This is a genomic window from Candidatus Polarisedimenticolia bacterium (assembly GCA_035764505.1).
Lineage (GTDB): Bacteria > Acidobacteriota > Polarisedimenticolia > Gp22-AA2 > AA152 > AA152.
On sequence record DASTZC010000206.1, the window covers coordinates 1 to 6783 of the forward strand.

Genomic DNA, 6783 nt, shown 5'->3' on the forward strand with positions numbered 1-6783 from the left:
GACCGGGGCAACCCCTTCAGTTCGCGACACTCCGGTGCGGATCCTGATTCGATGGGTTCAGACTTTGGGTGAAGGCGCAGGAAGTGGTTGGCCGGGTTACTTTGCGGCCGAAGGGCTGAGGGCGGCGGCGAGCTGCGTGTAGGTGGCGGTCGCGGTGGCCAGGTCGGCTCGGAGCTTCTCACCGTCGGCGTTGACCTTGTTCATCAGGTCGCTCGCGGTGGCCATCCCGCGCTCGCTCAGATCGTTTCCCAGGTATAGCTCGAGATCGTGCAGGCTTTGCATGAAGGGGACGAAGGTCTCCTTCACCGAGGAGGCGGCGTCTTTCAGCGCGTCGATCTTCGGGACCAGCTCGTCGCGCCGCGCTTTGGACGCCTGCTTGAGCTGCTCGTTCTGGATGTCTTTTTGGGCAGACTCCCATTTCTTCAGGTAGGCGTCGCGATCCTTGCGCGCCTTGTCGGCGTTGCTCCTGGCCGTCTTGGCCATCGACTCGAGCTTGTCGACGTTCTTGGTGAACGCGCCGTAGCGCGCTTTCAGGTCGGGGCCCTTGGCGACGGCCATGTCGTTCATCGACTTGAGGGTGGCGTCGATCTGAGTGCTGGCCGCTTCGATTGCCTCCTTCGATTTCAGCATCTTGGAGGCGACTTTTTCGGCTTTTTCGGGGGCCGTGGCCGCCCGGATGGACGGCACGGCCCCCAGCAGAAGGATCACCAGGAGGGTGGACAGAAGAGGGATTCTTTTCATAGCCAGGTCGCTGTCCCTCTGCTCTGTTGCCGGCTTACTGACCCCAAGACCAGTTCACGCCGGCGTTGATGCAGAACCCTTCGAAGTTGGCATTGGCATCGAAGGCGTTCAGGGCGATCGAGGTGTCCATCGTGCGCCACATCGCCTCGACGAACCCCCGGGTGTGCGTCTTGCCGAAATCGGCCCCGACCGAGGCGTACCAGCCGGTCGTATTGTCTATTTCTCCATCTTCGATGTCCAGGAAATAGTAGGTGAACCCGGCACCGACATAGAAGCCCGGCTTCTCGCCGGAGAACTTGAACTTCAAGCCGCCGTCCACCGGGATGGCGGAGATGTTCAGAGCCTCGGGAAGCCCGACCAGATCGGCCCCGAGGTCAGGGTAGTAAGTACCGTGGAATTCCAGCTCGAGCCAGTCGACGAAATCGAATCCGGCCCGGGCGCCGATGCCCCAGCTCGAGTCGGCTTCGTCGGTGTCCCAATAGGCCCCGTAGAGGCCGGCAGTCCCCGCCTGGGCCGGTATGGAAAACAGGGCCGCGGCGAACGCGCAGATCAGCAGTCTCTTCCAGTTCACGGAGGGCTCTCCTCTAAGTAGGCGTCCGATTCAGCGGGCCCGGAAGGATCGGGACGCGCGATCCCACGGGGTAGAGGACATCCGCTTGCGGACCGCGCGCCGGGTCTGCCGTCTCATGGCAAGGCACGCCGCCGTCCTGGCGGACATCAGAGAGGGTGGAGCCGACCCGGACGGCGCCTCGCCGTCGTCCGGGTAGAGAGGGATATTCGACCGGAGCTGGCTACCGGGAGGCCCCGGCTCCCGGTCGAATGTTAGAGGATAAAGCCTTGATGGCTTCCCGACCACGATCGATGTCGGCTTTTACCGCCGCGCCATCGCTGGTGCACTTCGCCATCAGGTTGCCGGATAGGGATATCCCTTGCTGGCTCAGATTGTTACCCAGGTAGAGGTCGAGGTCTTTGAGGCTCTGCATGAGGGGATAGAAAGTATCTCTCGCCGAGGTCAGCGAGCCATGGATTGCGTCGATCATGGGCATCAGCTCGTCGCGGCGGGCCTGGGAGGCCGCCTTGAGCTGCTCGTTCTGGATTTTGTCCTGGGCCGACTGCCATTTCTTGAGGTAGGCGCCACGGTCCGAAGCCGCTTTTTCGGCGCTGGAGCGGGCTTTTTTCGCCATCGAGCCGAGGGTCGCGAAGTTGTCGTGGAAGTCCTCGTAGCGGGCGGCGAGGTCCTCCGGCTTGGCCGCGGAGATGGCATTCATCGAATCGAGGGTGGCGGCGAGCTGGTTGGCGGCCTTGTCCAGCAAGGCTTCCACATCCAGCATCCGGGCCGCCAGCTTCTCGGCCTTTTCGGGGCTGGTGGCCGCGTGAAGAGGTGCCGCGACCCCCGCCGTGCAGACGACGAGGGCCGCGGCGAGAACGGCTCGCATCAGGCCGCGCGCCGACACGCGGCGGCTCATTTGCCCCAGGTCCAGTTGACGCCGAACTGGCCCGTCAGGCCGTCGAAGCTGGCGTCGCCGCTGAGAATTCCGGAGTCGATGGTGGCGTCCATCGCGCGCCACATCACCTCGAAGAACAGCCGGGTGTGCTCTCCTCCGAACTCGACGCCCGCCTCGGCGTAGTAGCCGGTCTCGTTGTCGATCTCGACGTCATCGGAGTCCAGGAAGTAGTAGGTGGCGCCGGCGCCCACGTAGAGCGTCGCCGGCTTGTTGGGGAAGAGCTTGAACTTGAGGCCGCCGTCGACCGGTATGACGCTGATGTCGATATCCGATCCCAGGACGTCGCCCCCGAACTCGGGGAAATAGGTGCCGTGGAACTCCAGCTCCAACCAGCTCAGGAAATCGAAGCCGACACGGGCGCCGGCCCCCCAGCTCGAATCGGCGTCATCCGTATCCCAGAATGCGCCGTACACGCCGACCGTTCCCGCGTGGGCCGGGACGGCCATGAACGCCATCGCGAAAATGCCGACCAGGAGGAACTTCTTCCAGCTCATGCGCCATCTCCTCGAACGCGGCGCCCGATTAAGGACGCGCGCGGGGAGGCCGGGACGCACCCTCCCCGCGCGCTAAGCCTGGAATGAGAAGGAATCGGTGACTACTTCGCCGGAGCAGCGCCGCCCGGGCTGATGCTGGCGGCGAGATCCTTGATGGCCGCCTGGCCCTGCGCAATCGCGGTCTTCACCGTCTCGCCCGCGCTGGTGGACTTGGTCATCAGCTCGCTGGCGCCGGTGATGCCCTGCGGGTTGAGATTGTTGCCCAGATAGAGGTTCAGGTCCTTGAGGTCCTGCATGAACGGCCCGAAGGCCTCTTTGGCCGAGCCGAGGGAGGTCTTGATCGCCTCGATCTTGGGCACCAGCTCGTCGCGGCGAGCCTGGGAGGCGGCCTTGAGCTGCTCGTTCTGGATCTTGGCGTTCGAGGATTCCCACTGCTTCAGGTACTGCTCGCGCTGCGCCGTCGCCTGCTGGGACTGGGCCTTGGCCTTCTGGGCCATCGACTCCAGCTTCTTCACGTTGTTGGCGTAGTCCTTGTACTTGGCGGTCAGGTCGGCGCCGGAGGCGGAGGATAGAGCGTTCATCGAGGCGAGGGTGGCGTCGATCTGGGTCGAGGCCTGCGTCAGGGCCGCATCGAACTTCAGCATTCTCTGAGCCACCTTGTCGGCCTGGTTCGGTGCCGCGGCGCCCATGAATATCAGGGCCGCCACCACCATCGAAGTCACGAACAATCCGGATTTGTTACCGAGCTTCATCGAACACTCCTCCTTAGACTATGCCGTGTCAGGCGTTGAAATGTTGTCTCCGCGGATGGGGCGCATCATATTCCAAACAAATGGGGTTGTCTATCGTGACGGGGCGGCCCGGTCCTGGAAGGGCCATGCCGGCGGGCCGCAGGCCGGTCGCTACCTGGAAATCGCCGAGTGGCGGATGATCTCGCCCCCTTTCATGACGAACTCGACCCGCCCCATCGCCTGGATGTCTTCGAAGGGGTCTCCATCCACCGCGACGATGTCGGCGGCGCTGCCGGCGGTCAGCCGTCCCAGGTCGGACCGGTCCAGGAGGTCGGCCGCTTCGGTGGTTGCGGCGCGCAGGGCACGCAGCGGAGCGATCCCCGAATTCACCAGGGAGACGAACTCCCTCCAGGCCTCCGCCTGGGGATAGGCCCCCACGTCGGTCCCATAGGCGATCCGGACGCGGCTCTTGGCGATGGCGGCGCGGCGCTCCAGGAGCTTGGATCCGTAGCGATCCAGCTTCTCCAGGGCATACGCCGGGAGGCCCGCTTCCCGGCCGTGCTCCTTGAGCCAGTCGACGGTGCTCCAGGTGGGGACCAGGAAGGCGCCTTTCTGCTCCATCAGCCGCAGCCCTTCGTCGTCGATGAAGGTGCCGTGCTCGATGGAGCGCACTCCGGCGCGGACCGCGCGCTTGATCCCTTCGGCGCCGTGGGCGTGGGCGCAGACATGGTGCCCGAGGGCTTCCGCTTCCTCCACGGCGGCGCGCAGCTCCTCCTCGCGGTAGGTGGCCGTCCCCGGCTCGTCGCCGGCGGAGAGGAAGCCGCCGGTGGCCATGATCTTGATCCAGTCGGAGCCGTTGCGGAACTCGTTGCGCACCACCTTGCGGATCTCATCGGGACCGTCGGCGATCGCCGCCCCGTGAATGTCGAACTCCGGCGCGAAGTGCGCCCAGTCGCCATGCCCGCCGGTGGAGGAGACGGCATGCGAGGCGACGAACATCCTCGGGCCCTGTACCAGTCCGGATTCCACCGCCCGCTTCAGGTCGGCCGCGCCCCAGGCCAGGTCCAGGTCGCCAGGGACGCGCACGGTGGTGAAGCCCGCCTTGAGCATGGTCAGAGCGTTGGCGTAGCCGCGCAGCGTCTTGGCGGCGGAGGATTGGGAAATCATCTGCTTGTCATTGTCGCCCGGGACGAACATCAGGTGGGCGTGGGTGTCGATCAGGCCGGGGAGGCAGGTCTGCTTGGTGAGGTCGACGATCAGGGCGTTCTCGGGCCGCCCGACCGAAGGGGAGACCCAGACGATCTTCCCCTGGTCCACCAGGATCTCGGTCCGCCCGGTGCCGGCCGATTTGCCGTCGAAGATCTTGCCGCAGCGCAGGATGGTGACCATGGGGGCAGCCGCGGCGTTGCGGGAGGCGAGCAGGAGAGCCGTGCCAACAAGTGAGGCGAGACAGACGGTGGACAGCGACCGGGAGCGCTGCATGAATTGATCCTCTCGAGGGCGGACGCACCAACACCTGCACTGCCGTCCGCGCGATTCATGGAAGCGCGCATCTTAGCAGGAACGGCCGCGGCCCGCCCGCGGGGAGGCCTTGCAGATTCGTGTGAGACCGGGGGTTCCCGGCTCCGTTTCGACCGCGCCTTACTTGAGGCTGAGTAGGTACGCCACCAGGCTGTCCAGATCCGCGTCGGAGATCTTTTCCTTCGGATAGGCCATCATCGGAGGCTTACCTTCCGATTTCGCCTTCGCGGCCATCTCCTTGGGGGTGCGGATCCAGGCCTTGATGTCGTCGCCGGAGAGCTTGCCGCCGACGCCGTCGAGCGGGTGCTTGGCGTTTCCCTGGCCGGCGACGCTGTGGCACATGGTGCACTTCGGATTGGCAGCGGCAAAGACGGCCTTGCCCTTCTCGACCTGGGCGGCGTCCTGCGCGAGCGCCAGGCTTCCAGCTGCAAGGACCGAGAGGCAAACTGCGGCGAGACGGCGGATTCTCATTGCTCGGGTTCTCCTTAAAGAGGGCGTCTCGTTACCGGGACAGTAGGAGGAGATTATAATGGGGCCCCCCCAGGTGAACAACCAAGGCGGCTCCTGGCCGCCTCGAGGCCTCCGCTGCGACCCGGCGTGGAGGAGAGGCAATGGGCACCTTTCAGCGGAAGAGGAAGAACCTTGCATCTTCCTCTTTTGGGACGCCCAGGATCCTCCTTCTCTTCGCGATCCTCGCGCTTGCCGCTTCGGCGCCCGCCTCAAGCGCGGTTCCCTCCGAGACTTGCCTCGGCTGCCATAGCGCCGCTTCCATCACCGCCCAGCGCCAAGAGAAGACGATCTCCCTGCACGTCGACCCCAGGACTTTAGCCGGCTCGGTCCACAAGGATCTGGGCTGCACCGACTGCCATGCCGGCTTCAATCCCGGGCAGCTGCCCCACAAGAAGAAGATCGAGCCGGTGGCCTGTGCCTCCTGTCATTCCGACGCACAGGAGAAGCATCCCTTCCATGCCGGTCTATCTGCCTCAGCAGCAGGTAGGCCGCCCTTGCCGTCATGCCAGCAGTGCCACGGATCCCACGATGTGGTCCCGGTGCGCTCCGAGAAATTCAGGTACCGGACCGACCGCCCGCTCGAGTCGTGCGGCGCCTGCCATCAGGAGGTGGCCCGCACCTTCGCGTCCTCGGCGCATGGCAAGGCCCTGAAGGCGCAAGCCAAAGGCGCCCCGGGATGCCTGTCCTGCCACAACCAGCCGCTGACGCCGCGGAGCTGGACGAAAGACGGGGCCTCGCTCAAGGTCGCCCAGGAGAAGGTCTGCCTTTCCTGCCATCTCGATGATTCCGACGTCAAGGCCAGGATGGGTCCGCGCGCCGGCTTCATCGCCGCTTATCAAGGAAGCGTGCACGGCGCGGCACTGCTGGCGGGAAATGCCGCGGCCGCCAACTGCGTCGATTGTCACGGCAGCCATGAGATGCGCCAGGGGATGGACCCGGAAGCGCGGGTCAACAAGACGCACATTCCCGAGACCTGCGCCCGCTGCCACGCCGTCGAGGCGGAGAAATATGCCCAGAGCGTGCACGCGGCGGGGCTGCGGCGCGGCAATCGGAACGCACCGGTGTGCACCGATTGCCACGGGGAGCACAACATCCTCTACCATGCCGATCCCCGCTCTCCGGTCGCCGCCCGGAACGTCTCGGCGCAGGTCTGTACTCCCTGCCACAGCTCGGTCAAGCTGTCGGAGAAATACGGCATCCCATCGGATCGGGGGCGCACCTTCGCCGACAGCTTTCATGGCCTGGCGATCCGGGGAGGCGGAACCGTCGAGGTGGCCAACT

At 65.2% G+C, this 6783-nt stretch carries 8 protein-coding genes; 1 reads left to right on the forward strand and 7 read right to left on the reverse strand.

What is annotated here, in order from left to right:
• Positions 1 to 96: 96 nt before the first annotated feature.
• The 7 genes from VFW45_13540 to VFW45_13570 form a co-directional block, all read right to left on the reverse strand.
• The gene (locus VFW45_13540; GenBank protein HEU5181805.1) at positions 97 to 741 is read right to left on the reverse strand and encodes a DUF2959 family protein; all 645 of its coding nucleotides are present in this window, start codon (positions 739 to 741) and stop codon (positions 97 to 99) included.
• A gap of 34 nt (positions 742 to 775) precedes the next feature.
• Positions 776 to 1312, reverse strand: a complete 537-nt coding sequence (locus VFW45_13545; protein HEU5181806.1) for an outer membrane beta-barrel protein — start codon at positions 1310 to 1312, stop codon at positions 776 to 778.
• A gap of 220 nt (positions 1313 to 1532) precedes the next feature.
• Entirely contained in the window at positions 1533 to 2207 is a 675-nt protein-coding gene (locus VFW45_13550; protein ID HEU5181807.1) for a DUF2959 family protein, read from the reverse strand.
• The gene (locus tag VFW45_13555; GenBank protein ID HEU5181808.1) at positions 2204 to 2740 is read right to left on the reverse strand and encodes an outer membrane beta-barrel protein; all 537 of its coding nucleotides are present in this window, start codon (positions 2738 to 2740) and stop codon (positions 2204 to 2206) included. The genes VFW45_13550 and VFW45_13555 overlap by 4 nt, the downstream gene beginning before the upstream one ends.
• 101 nt (positions 2741 to 2841) lie before the next feature.
• Positions 2842 to 3492, reverse strand: coding sequence for a DUF2959 family protein (locus VFW45_13560; GenBank protein HEU5181809.1), 651 nt, complete (start codon positions 3490 to 3492; stop codon positions 2842 to 2844).
• A gap of 150 nt (positions 3493 to 3642) precedes the next feature.
• Positions 3643 to 4953, reverse strand: coding sequence for an amidohydrolase family protein (locus VFW45_13565; protein ID HEU5181810.1), 1311 nt, complete (start codon positions 4951 to 4953; stop codon positions 3643 to 3645).
• Between the two features lie 159 nt (positions 4954 to 5112).
• The gene (locus tag VFW45_13570; protein HEU5181811.1) at positions 5113 to 5463 is read right to left on the reverse strand and encodes a cytochrome c; all 351 of its coding nucleotides are present in this window, start codon (positions 5461 to 5463) and stop codon (positions 5113 to 5115) included.
• Between the two features lie 140 nt (positions 5464 to 5603).
• Between VFW45_13570 and VFW45_13575 the strand changes: the two genes are divergently transcribed.
• Positions 5604 to 6783: cytochrome B (locus tag VFW45_13575; protein ID HEU5181812.1), on the forward strand; the 1180-nt coding region annotated here is incomplete at its 3' end.